The sequence below is a fragment of the Speluncibacter jeojiensis genome, assembly GCF_029589495.1.
GTDB classification, from domain to species: Bacteria; Actinomycetota; Actinomycetes; order Mycobacteriales; family Mycobacteriaceae; genus Speluncibacter; species Speluncibacter jeojiensis.
In genome coordinates, this window is record NZ_JAAIVF010000013.1 from 1 (window position 1) to 25,449 (window position 25,449).

Sequence of the window (25,449 nt, forward strand, 5' to 3'; positions counted from 1 at the left end):
TATCGGATGCTCGAGACGTTGCGTGAGTATGGGCGTGAACGCCTCCGTGGTGGTGGTGGCGAGTTGGGGGTGCGGCGGGCGCATCGGGATTGGTTTGAGCGGTTGGCGTTGCGGGCGCACACGCAGTGGATCGGTCCCGGGCAACTCGAATGGCTCGACCGGCTCGATCGTGAGCAGGCCAATCTGCGTGAGGCCATGGAGTTTTCACTGTCCGAACCCGATGGTGCGGGCGCAGCACTACGCCTCGCGGCCGGCATGCGGGAGTTCTGGGTCGCACGAGGTCTGATCCGCGAAGGACGCTATTGGTTCGGTCGCGCATTGAGTATCGAAGGAGGGCGGCCCGACGAGCGGGTGGCGGCCCTGTGCGACAGCGCTGTTCTGGCCTCGATGCAGGGCGACATCACTTCCGCGACCGAATCCATTGGGCGAGCGCAGGTTCTGGTCGACAGCGCCGCGGACACTCAGCAGCAGGCCTTCGTCGATCTCGCCGGCGGGCTTTCCGCACTCTTCGCCGGACAGGTACCACAAGCGGCTGCACACCTCGAGCGGGCATTGCCGGTGTTCGAGGCATCCGGGAACGTCCTCCGGCAGGTCGCGACCCTGTTGGGCCTCGCCATCGCGTGCAGTTTCCGGGACGAAACCGGGCGGGCGATGGAATACGAAGAGCAGGCGCTGATGCTCACGGAAGAGCGTGGCGAATCGGTCTATCGGTCGTACTCACTGTCGATGCTGGGGCTGGCGGCCGCCGACAAGGGCGATCGCGCCCGAGCGATCGGACTGATCAGTCAGGGGTTGCGTCTGGCCAGGATGATCGACGACACACTCGAAACCTCCAGTGCGCTGGCCACTCTCGCGTGGCTCTCTGCGGAGGAACAGCATGCCGAGCGGGCAGCCATGCTGATGGGCGCGGCCGCCTCGGTCGCGGAGGCCGCGGGTGGCCCCACGATCATCCGTGATCTGTTCGGCCATCACCATCGGGCACAGCAATACGCCGTCCGCGCTCTCGGCAAGAACAGATTCGACGCGGCGGTGCAGCGCGGCCACCGCTTCGACGTCGACGAGGCGGTCGCCTTCGCACTCGAGGAGCGGGCGACGGAACCGGTGCCGCAGCAGGAGGCGCAGAAAGAAGAGGTCCCGTCACCGCTGACCAAGCGGGAGCAGCAGGTTGCCGGGTTGGTCGCCCAGGGCATGACCAACCGGGCCATCGCCGACAAGCTCGTCCTCTCCCCGCGCACCATCGAATGGCACGTGGAACACATCCTGAGCAAACTGAACTTCACCACTCGGACACAGATCGTCACCTGGGCCATCGAGCGCGAGGACTCGACCACCTAGAACCGCCGGCAGGGCTGCCGGGAATCAACGAGCGACCACGCCGCGACCGTGGCCTCGGCGGCGAAGTCACGCCCAAAGGCTTACCACCGCAACGACCCTCGACATCGGACAACTGCTCAGTTCGCCGATGTTCCGAGTCGGGGCACAGCACCCTTGAATACGCACGGAATGTCATGGCCCCGGGTGCGCGATGCCCACTCGACACCCCGCCGCGGACTGCGAGCGAAACCGCACGCCGCACAGAAAACGAGGCCGCAGACTCTTTGCGAATCTGCGGCCTCGTTCATCTGTGGGCGAAGGGGGACTTGAACCCCCACGTCCCGAAGGACACTGGCACCTGAAGCCAGCGCGTCTGCCATTCCGCCACTCGCCCGAGCGACCAGGGAAGACTAGCACGGGCCCGAACGCCCGCCCAAACTGAGCGGCCAAACCCATTCCGACCTGCGGAAACACCATCCTTTACCGGTCCGTGATCAGCGGGGAACGGCGCACTGCCAGCATCGACCGATACCATGCAGACAGATCGGAGAGACCGAAGGACACACCCTGTCGCGGGAGGAGGCCGGCCATGGGATTCGTGCAGCGGTTCGAGCGCAAGCTCGAGGACGCCGTCGGCGACGCCTTCGCCCGGGTGTTCGGCGGCAAGGTCGTCCCCGCCGAGGTTCAGTCGTCCCTCCAGCGCGAGGCCGGCGACAAGCTGCGGCGGCTCGAGGGCGGCCACCGGCTGGCCCCGAACCTCTACGTGATCACCGTGGGTGAATCGGACCAGCAGCAGCTGGCCTCGGATCGCGAGATGACCACGGGGGCGCTCGCCCGCCAACTGCGCGGCTACATCGCCGACCAGGGGTGGGAGACGTACGGCAACGTCCGGGTCGAGTTCGAGGTCTCTCCCACATTGCACACCGGACAATTCCGAACGGCGGGTTCCGTCGACCCGGACGCGGGTTCTGCCCGCGCACAACGCGGTGCCCAAGCGGCACGTATCTCACCACCAGGAGCTGGCCAGATGACGCAAGAACCAGGCAACGACCGCGGCCGCGGGGCCACGCCGGGCAACCAGGCTCGCGCCGACCAGCCCTACGGTGAGGACTCCTACGGCGACGAGGTCGGCTACAACGGCGCCTACCAGCAGGACGCCGCCTACGGCGATCCGCGCTACGCCCAGCAGCAGGGCTACCCCGGCGGCGGCGCACAGCAGCAGTCCTACGGCTACCAGGGCCAGGGTCATGCGGACCAGGGCTACGGCGCGCAGGCGTACGGCCAGGGCTACGCGGGCCAGGCGTACGGCGAGCAGTCCTACGCAGACCAGGGCTACGCGGACCAGGGTTATGCCGACCCCAACTACGGCGGCGCCGGCTACGGCGATCCCCGCTACGCCCAGCAGGGCTACGCGGGCGACTACGGGGCCCAGGGTTACGGCACCGACTACCCCGACCAGGCGTCGGCAACCCAGAACTACGGTTCCTACGCGCAGCAGGGCAACTGGGGCGCACTCAACGCCGTGCTGCAGCTCGAGGACGGCAGCGGCCGCACCTACCAGCTGCGTGAGGGTTCCAACGTGATCGGCCGCGGACAGGAGGCCCAGTTCCGGCTGCCCGACACCGGCGTCTCGCGGCGCCACGCGGACATCCGCTGGGACGGTCAGGTCGCGCTGCTCACCGACCTCGGTTCGACCAACGGCACCACCGTCAACGGCGCACCGGTGCAGGACTGGCAGCTCGCCGAGGGCGACGTCGTCAGCGTCGGGCACTCGGAGATCGTCATCCACTTCCGTTGAGCCGGGCCGCGGCGGTTCGGGCTCACGGGAATCGAGTTCATAACAACACCGCCACCGCGTCCTCGGCACGGACCCCGGGCCGCCGCACACCAGTACGATGTGCAGCGACCGTAGCTCTGCCCGACCGCAGCTCTCACCTCGACCAACCTGCCCGGCGCGGTGCGCACTCCCAGTGCCATCAGCCGGGCCAGATCCTGGTGAGCTGATCCGACCGACCACCAGAGGAGGTGACGCATCATGCAGGGACTGATCTTGCAGCTCACCCGCGGCGGATTCCTCCTTCTCCTGTGGCTGTTCATCTGGGCGGTGTTGCGGGTGCTGCGCACCGACGTCTATGCGGCGACCGGCGCGCGCCTGGCGCCCCGTTACCCGTCGAAGGCCGCGATGCTGACCACCCGCCGGCGGGTCAAGGTCGCCAAGCACCTGGTGGTCACCGAGGGGACGCTCGCGGGCACCCGGATCTCGCTGGGCAGCCAGCCGGTCCTCATCGGCCGCGCCGACGACTCGACGCTGGTGCTGTCCGACGACTACGCCTCCACCCGGCACGCCCGCCTCTCCCCGCGCGGCGACGAGTGGTACGTCGAGGACCTCGGCTCCACCAACGGCACCTACCTGGACCGGGTCAAGGTGACCTCCCCCGTTCCCGTCCCACTCGGCACTCCGGTGCGGGTGGGCAAGACCGTGATCGAGCTACGCCCGTGACCCTTGTGCTCAGGTATGCCGCGCGCAGCGACCGCGGCCTCGTTCGCGGCAACAACGAGGACTCCGTCTACGCGGGCGCGCGGCTGCTCGCCCTGGCCGACGGCATGGGCGGTCACGCGGCCGGCGAGGTCGCCTCGCAGCTGGTGATCGCCGCGCTGGCCCCGCTCGACGAGGACGAGCCCGGTGGCGACCTGCTGGGCAAGCTCGAGTCCGCCACCCGCGCCGGCAACGACGCGATCGCCGGCCAGGTCGAGGAAGAGCCCGAGCTCGACGGCATGGGCACCACGCTGACCGCCATCCTGTTCGCCGGCAGCCGCCTGGGCCTGGTGCACATCGGCGACTCCCGCGCGTACCTGCTGCGCGACAACGAGCTCAACCAGATCACCCGGGACGACACCTTCGTGCAGTCGCTCGTCGACGAGGGCCGCATCACCGCCGAGCAGGCGCAGTCGCATCCGCAGCGGTCGCTGATCATGCGCGCGCTGACCGGCAACGAGATCGAGCCGACGCTGACGGTGCGCGAGGCACGCGCCGGCGACCGGTATCTGCTGTGCTCGGACGGCCTTTCCGACGTGGTCAGCGACGAGACCATCGCCAACACCATGCGCGAGGGCGACCAGCGTGAGTGCGCGGACAAGCTGATCGAACTGGCGCTGCGCAGCGGCGGGCCGGACAACGTCACGGTCATCATCGCCGACGTCATCGACCTCGACTACGGCCAGAGCCAGCCGATCGTGGCCGGTGCGGCACTCGGCGACGACGAGGAGCACGTGCCGCCGCCGGACACCGCCGCCGGACGCGCGGCCGCGATCCGTCAGCCCCGCGCCACCCCCAAGCGGGTCTCCGCGCCCCCGGAGCCGCAGGCCTCCACGGCGCACCCGCGCCGCCGCCGGCGCCTGGTGCTGTCCGCCGTCGCGCTGATCGTCGTGCTGGGGGCCGCCGCCGCGATCGGCACGATGTGGGTGCGCAGCAGCTACTACGTCTCCGAGGCCGCCGGCCACGTGGCGATCCTGCGCGGGGTCCCCGGCTCGCTGTTCGGGGTCAGTCTGCAGCGCATCGACCAGGTCGGGTGCGTCAACGACAGCGGCAACCTGCAGCTGGTCGCCAGCGGCGACAGCCCCGCCGGCTGCACGTTGCTCAAGCTCGACGACCTGCAGCCGTCGGCGCGCGAACAGGTGCGGTCGGGCCTGCCGAGCGGCTCGCAGGACAACGCGCGCAGCCAGATCGACCAGCTGACCCGCAACGATCTGCTGCCGGTCTGCCTGCCCGCGGTCGCGACCCCCACGCCGGCACCGGCACCCGCCCCGGCTGTCCCGGCCACGCCGGAACCGACCGCGCCCGCCGCACCCACGCCCGCCGCACCCACGCCCGCGGCCCCGACCCCGGCCGTGACGGCACCCACCACGGCCGCCGCCCCGTCGACCGCCCCGGTCACGGGCAAGCTCGCGCCGGGCCAGGTCGTCGGGCAGACGTGCAGGATCACGCATTGATGGCGTCCTCCCCGTTCCCCAGTCCGCCGGGTGGGTTCGCGCCCGCGCCGGTGCCGTTGAACGGCCGCAAGTACGAGATGTGGCTGCTGGTCTTCGCGACACTGGTGACGACGATCTCACTGATCCTCGTCGAGGTCGGCCAGGATCAGGCGCTGTCCTGGGACCTGGCCAAATACGCCGCCGCCTTCCTCACGCTGTACGCGATCGCACACGCGGTGGTGCGTTGGCTCGCCCCCTACGCCGACCCGCTGTTCCTGCCGATCATCGCGCTGCTCAACGGCCTCGGGCTGGTGCTGATCCACCGCCTGGATCTCTCGGATGCGCAGGCCGCGCAGTTCCAGGGCCAGCCGGCGCCGAACCCGGACGCCAACCAGCAGGTGCTGTGGACCGCGCTGGGCATCGTGGTGTTCGCGCTGGTGCTGTTCTTCCTGCGCGACCACCGGGTGCTCGCCCGCTACGGCTACACGCTCGGCCTGATCGGCCTGGTGCTGCTGGTCATCCCCGCAGTGCTGCCCGCACGGTTCAGCGAGGTCAACGGCGGCCGGAACTGGATCCGGTTCAGCGGCTTCTCGGTGCAACCCGGTGAGTTCGCGAAGATCCTGTTGATCATCTTCGTCGCGGCATTCCTGGTGTCCAAGCGCGACCTGTTCACCCGGGCCGGACGGCACATCTTCGGGCTCGACGTGCCGCGCGCGCGGGACCTCGCGCCGCTGGTGGTCTCCGCGGTCATCGCCATCGGCGTGCTGGTGCTCAACAAGGACCTCGGCTTCGCGCTGCTGATCTTCGTGACCATCTTGGTGATGATCTACATCGCCACCGAGCGGGTCAGCTGGCTGCTGATCGGGCTGGCGCTGTTCTTCGCCGGCTGCGTCCTGGCGTACTACCTGTTCGCGCACTTCGCCGAGCGGGTGCACGTGTGGCTCGACCCGTTCGCCACATACAACACCACCGGCTACCAGATCGCCCAGGCGCTGTTCGGGTTCGCCACGGGCGGTGTCGCCGGCACCGGGCTCGGCAGCGGCCGTCCCGGCACCGTCCCGTTCGCCAAGACCGACTTCATCATGGCCACGGTCGGCGAGGAACTCGGCCTGATCGGGCTCGCCGCGGTGATCCTGCTGTTCACGGTGTTCGTCTTCCGCGGACTGCGCACCGCGCTGCTGGTACGCGACAGCTTCGGCAAACTGCTCGCCGCGGGGCTGTCGTTCACGATCGCGATCCAGTTGTTCGTCGTCGTCGGCGGCGTGATGAAGCTGATCCCGCTGACGGGCATCACCACCCCGTTCGTCTCGTACGGCGGCTCGTCGCTGCTGGCGAACTACGCGCTGGTGGCCATCCTGATGCGGATCTCCGACGAGGCGCGGCGGCCGGCTCTGGCCAAGCGGACGACGCCCGCACCCACGCCGATCGCCGACGCCCAGACGCAGATGTTGAGGCGCCCGTGAACACTCCGCTCCGTCGCGTGTCCATGGCCGTGATGTTCCTCGTCGTCGCGCTGCTCGCCAACGCGACATACGTGCAGGTCATCGAGGCCGACAGCCTGCGCAACGATCCACGCAACCAACGCGTGCTGATGGACGAGTACTCCCGTCAGCGCGGGCAGATCTCCGCGGGCGGCCAGGTGCTGGCCGTCTCGGTCCCCACCGACGACCGCTACAAGTACCTGCGCGTGTACCCGAAGAGCCCGTCCGCGGCCGACAGCCCGCTGGCCAATGCACCGATCACCGGCTTCTACTCGATGCAGTACGCGTCGACGGGCCTGGAGCGCACCGAGGACCCGGTGCTCAACGGGTCCGACGACCGGCTGTTCGGCCGACGGCTGTTCGACCTGGTCACCGGCCGCGACCCGCGCGGCGGCAACGTGGTCACCACGATCGACCCGGTCGTGCAGCAGGTCGCCTACGACCAGTTGGCGTCGAAGGGCCTGACCGGCGCCGTGGTCGCGATCAAGCCGTCGACCGGCGAGATCCTGGCCATGGCCAGCACACCCAGCTACGACCCGAACCTGCTCGCCAGCCACGACCCGAAGGTCCGCACCCAGGCCTGGGAGCAGTTGCAGTCCGACCCGGCGAACCCGATGCTCAACCGCGCGATCTCCGAGACGTATCCGCCGGGGTCGACGTTCAAGGTCGTCGTGTCCGCCGCCGCGCTCGCGCACGGGGCGACCCCGCAGACGCAGCTGACCGCCGCGTCCGGTCTCCAGCTGCCCGGCACCACCGACGTGCTGCACAACTTCGACGACGAGACCTGCGGTCCCGGGCCGACCGCGACGATGGAGTTGGCGTTCGCGCTGTCCTGCAACGCCGCCTACGCCGAGCTCGGCATCAAGACCGGCACGCAGGCGGTCAAGGACCAGGCGACCGCGTTCGGGATCGGCCCGAACACCCCCGGCATCCCGCTGCCGGTCGCCGACTCGACCGTCGGCACCATCCCCGACGCCGCGGCCCTGGGCCAGTCCAGCATCGGCCAACGCGACGTCGCGCTGACCCCGCTGCAGAACGCCGTCATCGCCGCAACCATCGCGAACGGCGGCGTCCGGATGCAGCCGCACCTGGTCAAGCAGCTGCAGGGCCCCGACCTGTCCAACCTGTCCACCACCAACCCGGTCTCCGACGGCCAGGCGGTCTCGCCTGAGATCGCGGCGACCCTGACGAAGATGATGATCGATTCGGAGAACCACACGGCCGGCGCCGGCGGCATCCCCGGCGTGCAGATCGCGTCGAAGACCGGCACGGCCGAGCACGGCAACACACCCAAGCAGACACCGCCGCACGCCTGGTACATCGCGTTCGCCCCGGCGAACAACCCGCAGGTCGCGGTCGCGGTGATCGTCGAGGACGGCGGCAACCGTGGACTGGCCGCCACCGGCGGGTTCGTGGCTTCCCCGATCGGGCGCGCCGTGATGGCCGCCGCCCTGAGGGAGCGTTGAGATGGCGGGAAAGCAGCGATGACATTGCAGAGCGGCGCGACGATCGCCGGGCGGTACCGGCTGTTGCGACTGGTCGCCACCGGCGGCATGGGACAGGTCTGGGAGGCCATCGACCAGCGGCTCGACCGCCGGGTCGCGGTCAAGGTGCTCAAGGCCGAGCTGTCCGACAACCCGGAGTTCCTCGAGCGGTTCCGGATCGAGGCGCGCACCACCGCCTCGCTGAACCACCCCGGGATCGCCGGCGTCTACGACTACGGCGAGACCACCGACCCGGCCGGCGCCCAGCTGGCCTACCTGGTCATGGAGTTCGTCGACGGCGAGCCGCTGAGCGCGGTGCTGCGCCGGATGGGCGTGATCCCGCTGCAGCACGCGCTGGACATGCTCGAGCAGACCGGCCGGGCGCTGCAGGTCGCGCACCGGGCCGGCCTGGTCCACCGGGACGTCAAGCCCGGCAACATCCTGATCACCCCGACCGGCCAGGTGAAGATCACCGACTTCGGCATCGCCAAGGCGATCGACGCGGCACCGGTCACCCGTACCGGCATGGTGATGGGCACCGCGCAGTACATCGCGCCGGAGCAGGCCCTCGGCCAGGACGCGACCGCCGCCTCCGACGTGTACGCGCTCGGTGTGGTCGGCTACGAAGCGCTGTCCGGCCAGCGGCCGTTCCAGGGCGACGGCACCCTCACGGTCGCGATGAAGCACATTCAGGAGCCGCCGCGTCCGCTGCCGTCCACGCTCCCGCCGAACGTGCGCGAGCTGATCGAGATCGCGCTGGCCAAGGACCCGGCCGCCCGGTACGCGAACGGCGGCGCCTTCGCCGACGCGGTCGCCGCGGTGCGCGCCGGAAGGCGCCCGCCCCGGCCCCTCGGCGGAGCCGCCGCCGCGGGCCCGGCCACCGGTGCGACCCAGAAGATGACCGGCGCCGCCGCGCTGCCGCCCACGCAGATGATGGGGGCCGAGACGACGCGCGCGGTGCCCGGGCGGGTCGGCGTCGATCCGGACGAGGACACCGGCTGGTCCACCGGTCAGAAGGCGCTGGCCTGGGGCGGCGGTGCGCTGCTGGTGCTCGCCGCGATCGTCGCGGGCGGGCTGATCCTGTCCAACAGCCCGGGCTCGGACGGCGGGCATTCGCCGTCGACGGTGAGCCCGCCGCTGACGACCGTCTACGACACGACCGAGCCGCCCGTGTACGCGACCAGCGAGCCGCCTATCGTGACCACGACAACGCAGCCGCCGGTCACCACCACCGCGGTGACGCCGACGACCACGCCGTCGCCCACCACCTCAGAGGCGCCGACCACCACCGCGGAGTCCACCACCACCGAGGCCACCACAGCGGAGGCCCCCACCGAGACCTCCGCGGCGGAGGCGACCCCGACGGAGACGGCGACGACCACGAACACCCCGGCTGCATACCGCCATCGGGCAGCGGCACGGCAACAACACAGGCACGACGGCTTCAGTTCCACTGCAGCCGAAAGCGGGGCAATGCAGTAATGACCACTCCACGTGAGCTCTCGGATCGCTACGAGCTGGGTGAGACCCTCGGCTTCGGTGGCATGTCGGAGGTCCATCTCGCCCGCGACAAACGGCTGGACCGGGACGTCGCGATCAAGGTGCTACGCGCCGACCTCGCCCGAGATCCGAGCTTCTACCTGCGTTTCCGTCGTGAGGCGCAGAACGCTGCCGCGCTGAACCACCCGTCGATCGTCGCCGTGTACGACACCGGCGAGTCCGAGACCGACGCCGGCCCCCTGCCGTACATCGTCATGGAGTACGTCGACGGCGAGACGCTGCGTGACATCGTGCGCAACGACGGGCCGATCCCCCCGCGCAAGGCGATGGAGATCGTCGCCGACGTGTGCGCGGCGCTGGACTTCAGCCACCGCAACGGCATCGTGCACCGGGACATGAAGCCCGCCAACATCATGATCAACCGGGCCGGCGCGGTGAAGGTGATGGACTTCGGCATCGCCCGCGCGATGTCCGACGGCACCAGCACGATGACGCAGACCGCCGCCGTGATCGGCACCGCGCAATACCTCTCCCCCGAGCAGGCCCGTGGGGAGAGCGTCGACGCGCGGTCGGACGTCTACTCGGTCGGCTGCGTGCTGTTCGAGATCCTCACCGGTGAGCCGCCGTTCACCGGGGACTCTCCGGTCGCGGTCGCCTACCAGCACGTGCGGGAGGATCCGCGGGCGCCGTCGGAGCTGAACCCCGCCGTGCCGCGCGAGCTCGACTCGATCGTGCTCAAGGCGATGAGCAAGAACCCCGCCAACCGGTACCAGTCCGCCGCCGAGATGCGCGCCGACCTGATCAAGGTGCTCAGCGGCCGCCGGCCGAGCGCACCGGTGGTGATGAACGACGAGGACCGCACCACCATCCTCGGGGTCCCCACCGACGGCCGGCGCTCGCCGCAGCCGGTGCGCCCCGCCGCCGGGGTCGCCGTCGAGCCGGGCGAGAGCGAGGACGACAAGCGGACCCGCTCGACAGTGAAGATCCTGCTCGGCGTGCTGGGAGTGGTGTTCCTGGGGATCGTGGTGGCCTTCGCGGTCGCGCTGACCCGCGACTCGCACGACAAGGTGACCGTGCCGGACGTGTCGAACAAGACCTCGGAGGCCGCGCAGGCGCAACTGCAGGCGATGGGCCTGCAGGTGGCCAAGCAGAGCCGGCCGGACGCCACGGTGCCGGCCGACACGGTCATCTCGACGTCACCGACGGCCGGCACCGGCATCGACAAGAACGGCACGGTGACGCTGAACGTGTCCTCCGGGCCGCAGCAGGTGCAGGTACCGCAGCTGACCGGGATGTCCCAGCAGGACGCGACCAACGCGCTCCAGAAGCTCGGCCTGACCGTCGACCCGGACATCGGCCACGCCAACTCGACCGCCGACCAGCTCGACAAGGTGGTCGGGCAGAACCCGTCGGCCGGGTCCAACGTGGCGCAGAACGGCCAGGTCACGCTCACGCTCGGCAGCGGCCCGCAGCTGGTGCGGGTGCCGGACGTGACCGGACAGACGCTGTCGGTCGCGCAGCCGAACATCGAGGGCGCCGGCTTCAAGGTCATCGTCTCCACCGCCGACTCGCCCGAGGCGAAGGGGTCGGTGCTGAGCACCAACCCGAGCGGCGGCTCGATGGCGCCGCAGGGGTCGACGGTGACGTTGACGGTCTCCAACGGCAACCGGGTGTCGATGCCCGACCTGACCGGACAGACCCCGCAGCAGGCGCTGTCCTCGCTCAAGGCGGCGGGCTGGGCCGGTGGGCAGGGGCAGCTGTCCACCTCGCCGGTGACCACGCTCGACACCACCCAGGTCGGCAAGATCCAGACCCAGACGCAGCCGCCGGGCAGCTCGATCCAGAAGGACTCGATCGTGTCGGTGGGGGTCGGGCAGCTGGGGATCCCCCGCTAGGCCTGGACCGCGGTGCCGAGCGTCGCGGCGACCTCCGCCTCGAGCCGCACCACCAGCCTCTCGGCGGGGCGCTGCCCGCAGATCTCGAGCCAGTTCGCCAGCATGCGGTGACCGCCCTCGGTCAACACCGACTCGGGGTGGAACTGCACGCCGTGGATCGGCAGCTCGCGGTGTCGCATGGCCATGACCACGCCGCTCTCGGTGTGGGCGGTGACCTGCAGCTCGTCGGGGATGGTCGACTCGCGGACGGTCAGCGAGTGATAGCGGGTCGCGGTGAACGGGTCCGGCAGTCCGGCCAGCACACCGGTGTCGTCGTGGTGGACCACGCTGGTCTTGCCGTGCAGCAGCTCCGGGGCCCGCTCGACGACCGCGCCGAACGCCGCACCGATCGCCTGGTGGCCCAGGCACACGCCGAGCAGCGGGGTCTCGGCGTCGGCGCACGCCCGGACCAGCGCCATGCTGGCGCCGGCGCGCTCGGGGGTGCCCGGTCCCGGGCTGATCAGGATGCCGTCGAAGGCCGCTGCGACCGCGGCAGGGTTGTCGAGTTGCGCGTCGTCGTTGCGCCACACCTCGGCCTGCACCCCGAGCTGACCGAGGTACTGCACCAGGTTGAAGACAAAGCTGTCGTAGTTGTCGACGACGAGAATCCGCATGTCGTCACGATACTCACCGGCGGCGACCACCGGATGCGCGCCGGGGCCCGGCGGAGGACGATGGAAACACATCCCGACCAGCACCAGGCCCTCCCATGTACTCCCGCACGCCCCCGACCGGCCCGTCCCGTCACCGCCGCCGGGTACGGCTGTGTGGTGGCGGGCCGACCGCTGCACTGGTCTCCGGGCTGGCCGCAGTCTGCCTGCTGGTCGCGGCGCCGCAACCGCATCCCGGTTACGTCACCGGCTCCCACAATCGCGCCTGCACCGACGCGGTGACCAGCGCCAACCTGTGGAACGCGCAGGGCAACGACATGGCTCGCTCGGGCAGCACCGCCGAGGCGCGCCGGGCGTGGGGCATGGCCGAGTCGATCGTCGGCGCCGCCAACTCGCAGCACAACTGCGGCATCCACACGGCCAAGGCCGGCTCGTCGGCGGACTATCCGGCCGGCGTCGCGTACTTCATCCGCAGCGGCCCGGCGTAGCCGGGCACGCCGATCGAGGGGTCGGTCGCGACCTTGTACCCCAGCGAGAACCGGACCACGTACTGCTTGAGGATCTGCACGCCGCGCTCGGCGTCCAACGCCGCCTGCATCGGTCCCGCGGGACCGATCGCGCGCATCACATAGGGCGGGCTGTAGGTACGGCCGTGCAGCAGCAGCGTGTTGCCGATGCAGCGCGGCGCCGAGGTGTTGACCACCCGCTGGTCCATCAGTTCGATCGCAGTCGCCCCCCCGGCCCACAACGCGTTGAGCACGCTCTGCACATCCTGCTGGTGGATGACCAGGTCGTCGGGCGAGGCACCCGCCGGATACTTCCCGTCGGCGTCGCGGGGGGCGTCGGTCAGCGTGACCACCAGGCCGGGTCCGGTCACCGGGGTCAGCCCGGCCGCGGCCTCGAGCGCCCTGCCCTGCTCGACCGCGTGCGCGACCCGGCTGTCGGAACCGGCGGCCTTGTTCTGCGCGGCCTCGACGCGGCCGGCGAGCTGATCGCGTTCGCGGGCGGCCTGATCGGTGGAGCTCTGGGCCTGCCGCACCATCTCCGAGAGTCGGGTCGAGTCACCTGCCCGCAGCTCGTTGCCGTGGGAGGTGGCGTAGGTGGTGGACGCGAGCAGCCCGGCGGCCACGCACACCACCGGGACCACGTACCGCCAGGGCCCGCCGGAGCGTGCCGGGGCGCGGCGCGCCCGCATCCGCTCGGCGATCGCGGTGCGCATCCTCACCTGGCTGTCCTCATCTCGGTACTCCCCGCCCGGACCCACCGAGTCGAGGTGTGACCGAATACTCGCAGCTAGGTTAGCGTGTAGTAGGGCGTCGCACACCGGGTGCGACCGTGGCGCGCGGTACCCGACGGCCGGCGCGCACACCGCACAACCGCACCATCGATCGACGAGGATGTCATGCCCAAGTCCAAGGTCCGCAAGAAGACCGACTACACGATCAACCCCGCCAACCGCACCCCGGTGAAGGTGAAGGCCGGCCCCTCGAGCGCCGTCTACGTCACGGTGATGCTGGCGCTCATGCTGATCGGGCTGGCCTGGCTGATCGTCAACTACCTCGCCGGCCAGGACATCGGTTGGATGAACGATCTCGGCGCGTGGAACTTCCTCATCGGCTTCGGCTTCATGGTCGTCGGTCTCGTCATGACCATGCGGTGGCGCTGATTCCACAGGACGCCGCTGATTCCACAGGGATGTGGAGAAGCTACCCACAGGAGCTCACCTGCGGATCTGTCCAATAACACTGGTGTGATTTATCCCCACTGTGGATAAGTCCTGTGGATAGAACGGATGTTTGTGCACAACTCCCCTCCCCAGAACCCCCAGGGACGCCGGACCGACGAGCTGTCCTGGGCACCCAAGACCTCGGCGGTCGTGGTGTTCGGCATCGGCGGGGTGCTGATGGCCGTCGCCGCGGCCACGCTGGGCAACGACGTCGCCGGCCGGTTGCTGATCACGCTCGCCGCGGTCGCACTGCTGGTGATCGCGGCGACCGGCGCCTACATCCGCCCCCGGCTGCAGGTGGTCGACGTGGCCCCCGACGGGCCCGGACTGGCGGTCCGGGGGCTGTCCGGGCGCCGCGTGTACACGCCGCAGCAGATGCGCCGGGTGCGGGTGACCAGCTATCCGCGGCTGGGCCGACGCGTCAAGACGCTCGAGATCGACGCGCGCGAACCGGAGGACCGGCTCATCGTGCTCTCCCGCTGGGACCTGGGCACGGACCCGCAGGACGTCTACGATGCGCTCGACGGCGCGGGGGCGCTGCCACCGCAGCCGTGACCGCAGCCGGCCCGCGAGAACAGCGGGATCGTCGGCTTCCGCGGTGCTAGCGTGATTCCTCGTCACCTTCAGTGGGCGTATGCCGTCCGGGGGCCGCGCGACGGCGGATGGTGCAGACGTGATGACCGACAACGATCGGCTCCGGGGCCACGGCGAACGGCAACCGCTCGTCGCGGAGGCGGTGACCGGCGAACTGGCCGCGCTGGGGTTCGAGGACGCCGATGAGGTCGGGCGCGGCGGATACGGCGTGGTCTACCGCTGCACCCAGGTCGACCTGGACCGGCACGTCGCGGTCAAGGTGCTCGGCACCGAACTCGACGAGGACCACCGCGCCCGCTTCCTGCGTGAGCAGCAGGCGATGGGCCGGCTGACCGGACACCCCAACATCGTCGACGTGCTCCAGGCCGGGACCACCGCCGGCGGCCACCCGTTCATCGTGATGCCGTACCACCCTCAGGACTCGCTCGACACCCGCATCCGCCGGCACGGCCCGCTGGCCGTCGACGAGGTGCTGCGCCTCATGGTGAAGATGGCCGGTGCGCTCGAGACCGCGCACAGCCTGGGCATCGTGCACCGCGACGTGAAACCCGCGAACATCCTGCTGACCGACTACGGGGAACCGGAGCTGACGGACTTCGGCATCGCCCAGGTCGCCGGGGGTTTCCGGACCGCCACCGGCACGATCAGCGGGTCACCGGCCTACACCGCCCCGGAGGTCCTCGGCGGGAGCGCGCCCGGCCCGTTCGCCGACGTGTACGGGCTCGGCGCCACCGCGTACTGTGCGCTGACCGGGCACGCCGCGCACGAACGCAAGCCCGGCGAGGACGTGATGGCCCAGTTCCTCCGGATCACCGGCCAGCCGGTCCCGGACCTACGGCAGCGGGGAGTGCCCGACGACGTCGCGGCGCTGGTCGCCGCAGCGATGACCCGTGATCCGGGCGGGCGGCCGTCGGCGGCCGCACTCGGCGACCTGGCCCGCAGGGCACAACGCGATCACGGACACCCGGTCGCCGAGATGGCGCTGCCGTCCGGTGACGCTCCCCCGCGCCCGGCCGACCCGGGCGAGAGCACCGAGCGGGCCGCACCCCCGCCGCCGCGCCCCGACCGCACCGGCAACCTCCCGTTGGAGCTGACCAGTTTCCTGGGCCGGCGCAGCGAACTGGCCGAGGCGAAGAACCTGCTCGCCCACACCCGGCTGGTCACCTTCACCGGCATCGGCGGGGTCGGCAAGACGCGACTGGCGTTGCAGGTCGCGGCCATATCGCGGCGCAGCTTCCCGGACGGGGTGTGGGTGGTCGAGCTCGGCGAGATCCGCGACCCGGCGCTGCTGCCCGACATGATCGCCGGTGCGCTGGGGCTGAACCAGCAGTCGCCGCGGTCACTGCTCGACGCGTTGACCGACCACCTCGCCGACCGCAAGCTCCTGCTCGTGCTCGACAACTGCGAGCACGTGGTCGAGGCAGCCGCGCGGACCGCCGAGAAGCTGCTCCGGGCCTGCCCCGAGGTCCGCATCCTCGCCACCAGCCGCGAACCGCTCGGCATAGGCGGGGAGGCGCACCTGCAGGTGGCGCCGCTCGGCGTCCCCGAAGCGGGCGGGGGTCCACGGGCGGCGGCACGGTCCGACGCAGTGACCCTGTTCGTCGAGCGGGCCGCGGCGGCGTCGCCCGGGTTCGCGCTCACCGACGACAACGCCGAGACGATCGCCCGGATCTGTGCGCAACTCGACGGGCTGCCGTTGGCGATCGAGCTGGCCGCCGCCCGCCTGCAGGTGCTCTCGCCCGAACAGATCCTCGACCGGCTCACCGACCGGTACACGTTCCTGAGCCAGTCGGGGCGCCGGGTGCCCAGCCGGCAGCAGACGCTGCGGCTGTGCATCGACTGGGGCCACGACCTGTGCAGTCCGGCCGAGCAGCAGGTCTGGGCCCAGCTGTCGGTGTTCGCCGCCGGATTCGACCTGGACGCCGCGGAGTACGTCTGCCGGTTCCACTCCGACCGCGACGAACTGCTCGACGTCATCACCGCGCTGGTCGACAAGTCGATCGTGCTGCGCTCGGCCTTCGGCGCGGAGGTCCGCTTCCGGATGCTCGAGACGCTCCGCGACTACGGGCGCGAGAAGCTTCAGGACGGCGGCGAGTTCGTCGCGACGTGCCGTCGGCACCGGGATTGGTATCGACGACTCGCGCTGGACACCGAGGCCGCCTGGATCGGCCCCGACCAGCTCGCCCGGATCGCCCGGCTCGGCCAGGAACAGCCCAACCTGCGCGAGGCGCTCGAGTTCGCCCTCACCGCGGACGGCGCGGTCGAGGCCGACGGCACGGACACCGAGGCGGCGCTGCAGCTGAGCACGGCGCTGTTCGGGTTCTGGCTCGCCCGGGGCCTGCTCGGTGAGGGCCGGCATTGGCTCGACCGCGCGCTGGCCCAGGGTCCCGCCCGGCCGACCACGCTCCGGGCCAAGGCGCTCAACCGGCAGATCACCCTCGTCGAACTGGTCGGCGACCATGCCGCGGCCGCGGTCGTCGTCGACCGCGCTCGGGAGATCGGGGAGCAGACCCGCGATCCGGCCGCGCTCGCCTTCGTCGAGTACGTCATCGGCTTCCACGACCTGTTCGACGGCGACTACGCCCAGGCCTGCGCGACCCTCACCGGCGCACTCGACCGGTTCGAGGCCCAGTCGGACCTGTTCGAGCAGGTGGCGACGCTGATCCCGCTCGGCTGGGCCTGCGAGCTGAACGGGAACACCGACCGGTCGCTGGCGATGTACGAGAAGCTCCTCGCGATCTGTGAGGCACACGGCGAGTCGACGTATCGCTCACACGCGCTGTGGGCGACCGCCGTGGCGGTGTGGCTGCAGGGCGACCGGCCGCGGGCCGCGGACCTGCTCGTGCGGGGCCTGAGGCTGGCCCGCGAGCGCGACGACCCGTTCGCGGCCACACCATGCCTGGAAGCGCTGGGCTGGGTCGCGCAGGGCGACCGCGACGCCCGCCGTGCGGTCGTGCTGATGAGCGCGGCGGAAACCCAGGGTGCGCTGATCGGCATGCGGGGCGCCACCTTCGTGTTGGCCGACCTGCAGGTCCACCACGACGCCGCCGAGAAGGCGGCCCGGCGGGCGCTGGGCGCGCGCGCCTACGAGTCGGCCCGCCGCGAGGGCGCCGCCCTGAGCCTCGGCGACGCCATCTCCTACGCGCTGCGCGAGTCCGCCCCGGCACCGGCGCCGGCCGCGGCGGGCCCGGAACTGACCAAGCGGGAGAACGAGGTCGCCGACCTGATCGCGGAGGGGCTGACCAACAAGGCCATCGCCGGCCGGTTGGTCATCTCGCTGCGCACCGTCCAGGGTCACGTCGAACACATCCTGTCCAAGCTGGGGTTCGGCTCCCGCGCACAGGTCGCCGCGTGGGTGCACGAGCGTCGCCGCGACACCCCCTGACACACCCGCGTCACCTACGGGCGACGAAAACACGTATGCGGACCCCGTAGGTTGACCCTGACGGCGCGGGCCGTTCCGGGCGATGCTGTGAGCTGTCTCACCGGTCCCGCAAGTCGAGGTTCCCCATGCAACGTCTGATCATCACCCCCGCCCCCGGCCTCGACGTCGCCGCGCTCGCCCTGCGGATACTCGACGAGATCCACATCCGGCTGCGCCAGCAGTACATCGACTTCACCCGCACCTCGAGCACGCTGCTCGGGCTGCCGGGCGAGACCCACGTGTTCACGCTCGACCCGGTCACCGCGGGCACGCTGACGATCAGCGGCTGCGGCGCCGGCGAGACCCGGGGCGTCGCGTTCGAGATCGCGGGCATGGCGGAGCTGAGCATGGCGGACTCGCTGCGGAACCTGGCCGGCCGGCTGCGCCTCGACCCCCGGATCCGGGTGAGCCTGACCCGCACCGAGCGGTCGCCCGGCCCTGTCGCCCGCCGACCGCGTAAGGAGCGGACCGTGGTGGCCTGACGCCACGGCCGCCGCGCGGCGAACAAGATCCACAGCCGCCGCGCGGGCTCACGGCCGCTGCGCGGCGAACAAGACGCTGACCGTCCGGCCCGACCGCCACGTCCACGTCCGCACGTCCACGAACCCGGCCGCGCGCATCTCGTGCGGTAGCGCGTCCCGCTCGTCGCCGAGCCAATCGGTCCGGGACGAGACGAGCATCCGGCCGCCGGGCCGCAACACCCGCAGTTGCTCGGCGAACCCGGCCGCGCGGTCCGGCCACAGCATCACGTTCTGCCCCGACACGACGACGTCGACCGATCCGGACGCCACCCCCGTGTGCGCCGCCGTGGCGCGGTACAGCTCGACGGCCAGGTCGGTGCGGCGCAGACGTTCGAGGCGACGGCCGGTGTGCCGAAGCATCAGCGGCGACGGCTCGACGGCGATCACCCGGCGGGCGGTGCGCGCGAGCGCGGCCGCCCCCACGCCCGGTCCCGGGCCGATCACCAGAACGGTGTCGTCGCGGCCGGCGTGTGCGGCGCGGGCCAGTTCCCGTTCGACCGGCGCGTTCGCGCGAGCCATGATGCGCGCGCCCAGCCGGCCCAGTGGACCGCGCGGCAGCACGAACAACAGATGGCGGATGCGGTGACGCGGTCGGCGCATGCGTCGAGCCAAACACAATGGCGCGGGCTGCGCGGCGAACCCGGCGGACCCCTGCCGATGCGGGTTGCCGAAAACCGGTGCGGCGGTGGTTCGGCGCGCCCCCCGACCCGCCGAACCACCGCCCTGCCCCCGGTACTCCCCCCCGGCTACGGACCCCGGGATGCACCCCTCGCGCCGCGAGCGGCGTCGACACCCCGTGGTCTCGTCACCGAAGAGTCTGCACCCCGTCCCTGGCAAGCTGCTGGCGTCCGGACCACCCTGCGCGATAAATCCCCAGGTCAGCGTTGTATCGTCTATCGTCCGGACCGGACAGCACGCACACATCGGACGCCAAGGAAGTCGGGGACACCGCCATGAGCCAGGCCCGGGATGAGGCTCTCCCCGGCGCTCGACAACGGTTCGCGGACCGCTTCGCGCTGCTGTACACGGCGGCGGGCAACCTGCCGCTGCGCCGGGCGGCGGACGCCGCGAACGAGCGGATGCGGGCGACGCGCGGACCCGGCGCGGCCCCCGTCGCCACCGCCCAGCGGATCAGCGACTGGCGCGGCGGTCGCAACGTCCCGGCCCGGTTCGAGTCCCTGTTGCCGGTGCTGCTGATGCTCGTCGACCGCGCCCGCAAGGAGCATCCGGAGCCGCCCGCGCCCGGCCTGTACGACGTGCACGGGTGGCAGCAGTTGTGGTCGGACGCGCTGGCCAGTTCGACCAGCGCTGCGCCCGCGGCGGACGAGGCGGTGGAGAACGCCTCGCCCTATCTGGGCCTGGATTCCTATCGGCAGGACGACGCGGGACTGTTCTTCGGCCGGCAGCGGGCGGTCGACGCGCTGCTCGCGCGGCTCGGCTCCGCGGCCCGGTCCGGCGGCATGGTGATCGTCGTCGGCGCCTCCGGCGCGGGCAAGTCGTCGCTGCTGCAGGCCGGCCTGATCCCGGCGCTCGTCCGCGGCGACCTCGCGGTGGACGGGTCGGCCGACTGGCCGGTCGTGCTGATCGCGCCGGGCGCACACCCGCTCGCCACGCTGGCCGCGCGGATCCCGGGGATCGACGGCGCCGGCAGCCCCGAGGACGCCGCCGCGAAGGCCGTCACCGCGATGACCGTCGGCACCGGGGCCCGTCAGGTCGCGGTGATCGTCGACCAGTTCGAGGAGGTGTTCACCCTCTGCCGCAGTGCGGTCGAACGCCGCCGCTTCCTGGCCGCGCTCCGCGCGATCTGCACCGCGACCACCCCGGACGGTCCCCCGCCGGGAGTGGTCGTCATCGGGGTGCGGGCCGACTTCTATGCCCGCTGCCTCGACCACCCGGATCTGGAGGAGGCGCTGCAGGACCGCGGTCTGGTGCTCGGCGCGATGCGTTCGGGCGAACTGCGCGAGGCGATCACCGGACCGGCCAAGTCCGCCGGGCTGAAACTCGAGCCGGGCCTCGAGGACGTGCTCGTCCACGACCTGCGCGGCATGGACCACTTCGACGGCGCGACCGAGACCGGTGGCGGCGAGGGTGACCACGACGGTTCCGACGCTCCGGCCGGACCGGACGCCTACGAGCCGGGCGCCCTGCCCCTGCTCTCGCACGTGCTGCGGGCCACCTGGCAGCGACGGCAGAAGGGCCGGCTGACCATCGCCGGATACCGGGAGGCGGGCGGGGTGCGCGGTTCGGTCGCGGCGACCGCCGAGCAGGCCTGGGACACGCTCGACCCGGCCGCGCGCGAGGCCGCCCGGCACCTGCTGCTGCGTCTGGTCCGCATCGGCGACGACACCCGCGACACGCGTCGCAGCGCCACCCGCAGCGACCTGATCGGCGGTGCCGCGAACCCGGCCTCGACGGAGGCGGCGCTCGAGGCGCTGGCGGGGGCGCGGCTGCTCACCCTCGACGCCGACTCGGTGGAACTGACCCATGAGGTCGTCATCGACGCCTGGCCCCGGCTTCGCGCCTGGATCGACGAGGACCGCGCAGGCAACCTGGTGCGCCAGCGGCTGACTGCGGACGCGCAGGAGTGGGACCGGCACGGCCGCGACCCCGCCGGGCTCTACCGCGGTACCCGCTTGGACGCGGCGCTGGAGCGCACCGCGGACGGGCAGCTGGACCACAACGCGACCGCCGTCGACCTGCTCACCGAAAGCGTCCGGCACCGCCGGCGCGGGATCCAGACCCGCCGGGCACTGATCGGCGCCGTCGTGGTGTTGGCGATCGTGGCGGTGGTCGGCGCGGTCCTCGCGAAAGTGCAGTCCACCACCGCGAACCATCAGCGTGACGACGCGGTCTTCCGTCAGGTGATCGCCGAGGCGGACCGCCTGCGCACCGGCGATCCCTCGTTGTCCGCACAGCTCGACCTGGTCGCGCACCGGCTCCGGCCCGGCGACAGCGGGGTCTACACGCGGCTGCTGTCGACCCAGAACACGCCGCTGTCGACGCCGCTGGCCGGGCACAAGGGCGCGGTGTATCTGGTCACCTACAGCCCGGACGATCGGCTGCTGGCCTCGGCGAGCTACGACGGCACGATCCGGCTGTGGAACGTCGCCGACCCCGGTGACCCCAGCCCGATGGGCGAACCGATCCGGGTCAGCGACACCTGGCTGACGTCCGTCGCCTTCTCCCCGGACGGCAAGGTCATCGCCGGTGCGGACGGCGACGGCGTGGTCCGGTTGTGGAGCATCGCCGACCCGCGACACCCGGTGCCGCTCGGCGCACCGCTGACCGGCAGCCACGGCGCGGTGTACGTGGTCGCGTTCAGTCCGGACGGTCGCACGTTGGCCGCGCCCAGCGACGACCACACCATCCAGCTGTGGGATGTCGCCGACCCCGCGCACGCCACCCCTCTCGGGCCGCCTCTGACCGGGCCGACCGCGGCCATCCGCACCGTCGCGTTCTCACCGGACGGACACCTGCTGGCAGCCGGCAGCGACGACACCCTGGTCCGGCTGTGGGACGTGACCGATGCGGCGCGGCCGGCGCCGCTGGGCGCCCCGCTCGGCGGGTTCCGCGGCGTCGCCCATTCGGTGGCATTCTCGCCGAACAGCAAGATCCTCGCGGCGGGCAGCGACGACTCGACGGCCCGGCTGTGGGATGTGAGCGACCCGGCCGCGCCGGCGCCGATCGGTCAGCCGCTCAAGGCACATACGGCGGCCATCTGGTCGGTCGCGTTTTCCCCGGACGGGAACACGCTGGCCACCGGCAGCTGGGACGGCACGGCCCGGCTGTGGGACATCAGTGAACCGGGCCGTCCGGTTCTGCTCGGGCAACCGCTGGCCGGCAGCAGCGGCGGCATCGTGACGGTCGCGTTCTCGCCCGACGGACGGTCGCTGGCCACCGGCGGTCAGGACGCGATGGTGCGGCTGTGGAACCTGCCGCCGGCAGTGATCGGCGGCCACACGGCACGCATCACGCCGCCGGCGTTCAGTGCGGACGGCAAGCTGATGGCGACCGGTTCGTACGACGAGTCGATCCGGCTGTGGAGCCTGGCCGACGGCCGCCCGGTGACGGTGGCGCGCTGGTTCCCCGACAAGCAGGGCGCCAACCAGGCCGGCTGGCAGGTGGCACTGTCCGGGAACGGTCGCCTGCTCGCCGCCGCCAACAGCAACGGCGGGCACGTCCAGCTCTGGGACACCACCGATCCCGCGCATCCGGTGCCGGCCGGGCAGCCGCTGGACCTGCGCACCCGCTACACCGACCAACTCGCCTTCTCGCCCGACGGCCGGATCCTGGCGACCGGCAGCGACGACCGCAGCATCCAGTTGTGGGATGTCGCGGATCCGCAGCACCCCACACCCCTCGGCGCCCAGCTGACCGGATCCACCGCGTGGGTCAACGCCTTCGTGTTCTCCCCGGACGGGCGCATCATCGCGGGCGCGAGCAGCGACGACAAGGTGTACCTGTGGAACGCGTCGGACGCGGTCGGCGGCGCGCCGATCGCCGAACTGACCGGTCACACCGGTCCGGTCGACGCGGTGGCCTTCTCGCCCGACGGGCACTCGTTGGCCTCCGCCGGCGACGACCAGACGATCCGGCTGTGGGACGTGCGCGACCCGCACCGTCCGACGCCGCTGAGCGGGCCGATCGACGGGCACACCAGCACCATCCGCTCGTTGTCGTTCGCGCCCAGCGGCAGAACCCTCGCGTCCGGCGCCGACGATCAGACCGTGCGGCTGTGGAACGTCACCGATCCACGCCGCCCCGAGGCGATCGGGGACTCGTTCGCGGACCGCGGCGTGGTCCGGTGGCAGGTCGCGTTCGACCCGGCAGGCCACTATCTCGCGGCGACCGGCGAGGGCGGCGTGCTGCGCCTGTGGAGCCTCGACGAGGAGGATGCGGTGAACCGGATCTGCGCGGACACCCACGGGATCCTCACGCCGCAGGTCTGGGACGAGCACCTGCCGGACCTGCTGGGTTTCGACCCGCCGTGCCGCTGATCAGCCGAGGCTGATCCGCAGTTCGCGCAGCGCGGCCAGCCGCTGGCGCGCGGCCAGCCGGGTCGGTCCGGCGAGCACCGACCAGTCCCGGGCATGGGTGATCTGCGCGTCGTGCCGGCGGTAGAGCCAGGTGACCTCGGGGCTCAGCTGGCCGGCGGTGAGTTCCGACAGTGCGGCCAGCAGCACGGTGTCTTCGCCGCGCGGATACGCGCCCCACCCGCCGAGCGCCCGGACGGTCGCGGTGCGGGCGGTCACCCCGGCCGGGTGCACCGGAAGCCGGTCGTGCGCGATCAGGAAGTCACCGAACACCCCCGGCGCGACCGGTCCGGTGGGGATCTCCGGGGGGAACGACAGTCTTGTGCCGTCCGGCATCAGATCGTCGGCCTGTCCTGCCGCCCAATGAATCTCAGAATCGATGGCCAGCGTTTCGATGGCCGACGCGAGGGCGTTCGGCAGCAACAGGTCGTCCGAGTCCAACACGTGCACCAGGTCGCCGCCCGCCCGGGCCAGCGCGAGGTTGCGGGTGCCGCCGGGGCCGAGGACGTCACCGTGCGCGCTGTGGCGCGCGAAGGGGAACGCGGCGGCGACCGCCGCGGCCCCCGCCGGAACGCCGTCCTCCTGGATCAGCCACTCGACCGACCATCCCGACGGGAGTTGTTGTGCGGCCACGCTTTCCCCGGCCGCACGCAGCAGCGCCGCGCGGTCGCCGTGGACGGCGGTGATGACCGAGATCAGGGGCATGACACCACCCTGTCAGATCGCCCAGCCCTGCAGGCCGCGGACACGGTTGTCGAAGTGGTAGACGTTCGCGCGCTGGGCGATGGCCAGCGCGAACCCGATGGTCACCCCGCTGTCGATCGCGCTCGGGAAGTCCAGCACGAAGCTCACGACCCCGATCACGAGGCCCACCACCATCCACGAGATGGCTTTCTTCCACAGGCCCAGGCCGAGCAGGTACAGCACGCCGAAGAAGCACGCGAACCAGTTCATCGTCACGAGCCGACGGGTGCGGGCGGGCAGCGCCTTGAGCGCGGCGACGTAGCCGGGCGAGTTCTTCCACCATTGCGGCGTTCCGTGCTGCGCATAGAACGCGAACCTGGTCTGCCACTTCGGCTTCAGGTCCTGCAGGTCGCCGGGTGTGGCGGCGGTGCCGTGCATGTCGTTCATCGTCTCTCCCCCTGTGAAGTCCGGCCCCTCGCCGAACGCAGGACATCGTGCCGGATCGCCGAGCCCGACACCAACTCGGCCGCGACGATGGGTTCTTCCTCATGCCGCCGAGAGAGGACGGCCTGGATTCCGCAACGTGGAACTTCATCCGAGAATGCGCCTCGACCGAGTCCGACGAGTCATGCCCGCGACCAGAGTCACGGCGGGGACCACCGAGGAGGCAGAAGTGAATTTCGTGGACTCGTTCTTCTTTCGTGAAGATCGCTATTCATTGGGTGTCGAGTCGACCTCGGGCCGGCACTACGTCTCAATCCCGGTGAGCAATGGTGCAGTGGACTACCCTTGCCGTTCCACCACAGCCCGACCCGACCCGCTGACGGGTGTAACGTCGAAATTGCTTCTCGGCAGCCCCGCCCCCCTGCCGACGCGCTCCGCGCGGGTCCGCCACCTGCGGAAACCTCGCGAAGCCCCGTTTCGATGTGCGGGGCCGGTGAGCAGCGCAGAAGTGATCTCGGCGGTGAATCGCAGGTGACCGGATGGTCGACGGCGACCTCTTCAGGACCCAACGTGTGCCCGGTCTCGCGCCGGACGGGGAACTTGCTGCGGCCGGGTTCACCGATGTCGTGGAGATCGGACACGGCGGCTTCGGCACCGTCTACCGCGCCACCCAACCCGACCTCGACCGCACCGTCGCCGTCAAAGTCCTCACCGCCGAACTCGACGACGA

At 71.2% G+C, this 25,449-nt stretch carries 20 protein-coding genes and 1 tRNA gene; 15 read left to right on the forward strand and 6 right to left on the reverse strand.

The features are described 5' to 3' along the window. Positions 1-1,335 (forward strand): helix-turn-helix domain-containing protein (locus G4X40_RS22580; RefSeq protein WP_277835888.1); only part of this gene is annotated, 1,335 nt, incomplete at its 5' end. A gap of 290 nt (positions 1,336-1,625) precedes the next feature. Here G4X40_RS22580 and G4X40_RS22585 read toward each other — a convergent pair. Beyond that, positions 1,626-1,708, reverse strand: a tRNA-Leu gene (locus G4X40_RS22585). Positions 1,709-1,903: 195 nt separating this feature from the next. Here G4X40_RS22585 and G4X40_RS22590 point away from each other — a divergent pair. From G4X40_RS22590 to pknB, 7 genes are all read left to right on the forward strand, one after another. Next, complete coding sequence (locus G4X40_RS22590; protein WP_277835889.1) at positions 1,904-3,112, forward strand: DUF3662 and FHA domain-containing protein; 1,209 nt, start codon at positions 1,904-1,906, stop codon at positions 3,110-3,112. Positions 3,113-3,349: 237 nt separating this feature from the next. After that, entirely contained in the window at positions 3,350-3,814 is a 465-nt protein-coding gene (locus G4X40_RS22595; RefSeq protein ID WP_277835890.1) for an FHA domain-containing protein FhaB/FipA, read from the forward strand. After that, positions 3,811-5,304: a PP2C family protein-serine/threonine phosphatase gene (locus G4X40_RS22600; RefSeq protein ID WP_277835891.1), complete on the forward strand. Its 1,494-nt coding sequence runs from the start codon at positions 3,811-3,813 to the stop codon at positions 5,302-5,304. Before G4X40_RS22595 ends, G4X40_RS22600 begins: the two co-directional genes overlap by 4 nt. Further along, positions 5,304-6,746, forward strand: a complete 1,443-nt coding sequence (locus tag G4X40_RS22605; RefSeq protein WP_277835892.1) for an FtsW/RodA/SpoVE family cell cycle protein — start codon at positions 5,304-5,306, stop codon at positions 6,744-6,746. Before G4X40_RS22600 ends, G4X40_RS22605 begins: the two co-directional genes overlap by 1 nt. Beyond that, the gene (locus G4X40_RS22610; protein WP_277835893.1) at positions 6,743-8,230 is read left to right on the forward strand and encodes a peptidoglycan D,D-transpeptidase FtsI family protein; all 1,488 of its coding nucleotides are present in this window, start codon (positions 6,743-6,745) and stop codon (positions 8,228-8,230) included. Before G4X40_RS22605 ends, G4X40_RS22610 begins: the two co-directional genes overlap by 4 nt. Positions 8,231-8,248: 18 nt before the next feature. Next, positions 8,249-9,730 carry a serine/threonine-protein kinase gene (locus G4X40_RS22615; protein ID WP_277835894.1) on the forward strand — a complete coding sequence of 494 codons (1,482 nt, stop codon included), beginning with the start codon at positions 8,249-8,251 and terminating at the stop codon, positions 9,728-9,730. Further along, a complete protein-coding gene (pknB, locus tag G4X40_RS22620; protein ID WP_277835895.1) occupies positions 9,730-11,643 on the forward strand; it encodes a Stk1 family PASTA domain-containing Ser/Thr kinase in 1,914 nt (637 codons plus the stop codon). Before G4X40_RS22615 ends, pknB begins: the two co-directional genes overlap by 1 nt. Here the strand turns inward: pknB and G4X40_RS22625 are convergent. Beyond that, the gene (locus tag G4X40_RS22625) at positions 11,640-12,296 is read right to left on the reverse strand and encodes an aminodeoxychorismate/anthranilate synthase component II (RefSeq protein ID WP_277835896.1); all 657 of its coding nucleotides are present in this window, start codon (positions 12,294-12,296) and stop codon (positions 11,640-11,642) included. The two genes, pknB and G4X40_RS22625, sit on opposite strands and share 4 nt — an antisense overlap. Before the next feature lie 95 nt (positions 12,297-12,391). On the opposite strand from G4X40_RS22625, the gene G4X40_RS22630 reads away from it, so the two are divergent. Beyond that, positions 12,392-12,781, forward strand: coding sequence for a hypothetical protein (locus G4X40_RS22630; protein ID WP_277835897.1), 390 nt, complete (start codon positions 12,392-12,394; stop codon positions 12,779-12,781). Here G4X40_RS22630 and G4X40_RS22635 read toward each other — a convergent pair. After that, positions 12,736-13,488: a DUF881 domain-containing protein gene (locus G4X40_RS22635; protein ID WP_277835907.1), complete on the reverse strand. Its 753-nt coding sequence runs from the start codon at positions 13,486-13,488 to the stop codon at positions 12,736-12,738. The genes G4X40_RS22630 and G4X40_RS22635 overlap by 46 nt on opposite strands. A 207-nt stretch (positions 13,489-13,695) precedes the next feature. Here G4X40_RS22635 and crgA point away from each other — a divergent pair, with 207 nt between their 5' ends. The 4 genes from crgA to G4X40_RS22655 all read left to right on the forward strand — a co-directional run bounded on the left by crgA (position 13,696) and on the right by G4X40_RS22655 (position 18,519). Further along, the gene (gene crgA, locus G4X40_RS22640) at positions 13,696-13,959 is read left to right on the forward strand and encodes a cell division protein CrgA (RefSeq protein WP_277835898.1); all 264 of its coding nucleotides are present in this window, start codon (positions 13,696-13,698) and stop codon (positions 13,957-13,959) included. 126 nt (positions 13,960-14,085) lie between these two features. Then, entirely contained in the window at positions 14,086-14,574 is a 489-nt protein-coding gene (locus tag G4X40_RS22645) for a PH domain-containing protein (protein ID WP_277835899.1), read from the forward strand. A 121-nt stretch (positions 14,575-14,695) separates the two neighbouring features. Beyond that, positions 14,696-17,998, forward strand: a complete 3,303-nt coding sequence (locus G4X40_RS22650) for a protein kinase domain-containing protein (RefSeq protein ID WP_277835900.1) — start codon at positions 14,696-14,698, stop codon at positions 17,996-17,998. Positions 17,999-18,123: 125 nt separating this feature from the next. Beyond that, entirely contained in the window at positions 18,124-18,519 is a 396-nt protein-coding gene (locus tag G4X40_RS22655; RefSeq protein ID WP_277835901.1) for a hypothetical protein, read from the forward strand. Between the two features lie 48 nt (positions 18,520-18,567). Here the strand turns inward: G4X40_RS22655 and G4X40_RS22660 are convergent, their stop codons facing one another. Next, positions 18,568-19,158: a class I SAM-dependent methyltransferase gene (locus G4X40_RS22660; protein ID WP_277835902.1), complete on the reverse strand. Its 591-nt coding sequence runs from the start codon at positions 19,156-19,158 to the stop codon at positions 18,568-18,570. 353 nt (positions 19,159-19,511) lie between these two features. Here G4X40_RS22660 and G4X40_RS22665 point away from each other — a divergent pair, with 353 nt between their 5' ends. After that, positions 19,512-23,555, forward strand: coding sequence for an NACHT and WD repeat domain-containing protein (locus G4X40_RS22665; protein ID WP_277835903.1), 4,044 nt, complete (start codon positions 19,512-19,514; stop codon positions 23,553-23,555). On the opposite strand, the gene G4X40_RS22670 is transcribed toward G4X40_RS22665, so the two are convergent. Continuing rightward, a complete protein-coding gene (locus tag G4X40_RS22670) occupies positions 23,556-24,296 on the reverse strand; it encodes a glycosyltransferase family A protein (protein ID WP_277835904.1) in 741 nt (246 codons plus the stop codon). It abuts the gene before it with no gap. 12 nt (positions 24,297-24,308) lie between these two features. Continuing rightward, positions 24,309-24,722, reverse strand: a complete 414-nt coding sequence (locus G4X40_RS22675) for a DUF2628 domain-containing protein (protein WP_277835905.1) — start codon at positions 24,720-24,722, stop codon at positions 24,309-24,311. A 536-nt stretch (positions 24,723-25,258) separates the two neighbouring features. Here G4X40_RS22675 and G4X40_RS22680 point away from each other — a divergent pair. Beyond that, positions 25,259-25,449: hypothetical protein (locus G4X40_RS22680; RefSeq protein WP_277835906.1), on the forward strand; the 191-nt coding region annotated here is incomplete at its 3' end.